This is a genomic window from Type-D symbiont of Plautia stali (assembly GCF_001485335.1).
In the GTDB taxonomy this organism is placed as follows: Bacteria; Pseudomonadota; Gammaproteobacteria; order Enterobacterales; family Enterobacteriaceae; genus Pantoea; species Pantoea vagans_C.
Window position 1 is genome coordinate 1 of the sequence record NZ_BBOC01000205.1, and the last position, 610, is coordinate 610.

The following is a 610-nucleotide window of genomic DNA, read 5'->3' on the forward strand; positions in this document are numbered from 1 at the left end:
ATCTGAGTGGAACAGCACCCCCGATGGGCGCCCTCGGCTGTTCCAGGCCATTGTCAGCGCATCCTGAGTCAACTGACTATCTGCTATTGTTGAAAATGACCAGCCAACAACCTTACGGGCATATAGATCAAGCACAACCGCAAGGTAAAACCATCCTTTGTTCGTTTTAAGAAAGGTTATATCCCCACACCAGATCTTGTTCGGTTTTGTCACGTTGAAGCGTCGGGCCAGAATATTGGGTGCTATCGTTGATACCTGTTCACACACGCGATAACGGTGCCGGGAAGGCTGCTGGCTTATCAGTCCAGCTTCTTTCATCAGCTTGCTGGCTTTATATCGTCCTACGGACAGCCCTTCCTTCTTCAGCATTAATGACAACGTGCGGGCTCCGGCAGAGCCGCGGCTCATCTGATGAAGTTCGGTTGTCCTCTGGCGCAGAGCATCGCGCTCAGCAGTGTCTTTCTGCTGCTGTTTCTTATGGTAATAATACTGACTGCGGTGGACTCCCAGTACCGCGCAGAGTTCTTTTATGCTGTATGGCCCGCTTAACGCAGTGATGAACGTCAGGATTTTGTGGAGTCCGACATCAGCAAAGCCGCTGTAGATTCAA

Annotated in this window: 1 protein-coding gene; it reads right to left on the reverse strand. The window is 51.0% G+C overall.

Annotated elements, in window-relative coordinates; genetic code table 11:
• Nucleotides 1–606, reverse strand: a 606-nt coding sequence (locus PSSD_RS27905; RefSeq protein ID WP_167347716.1) for an IS3 family transposase, incomplete at its 3' end; no start/stop codon positions are given.
• Nucleotides 607–610: the final 4 nt, after the last annotated feature.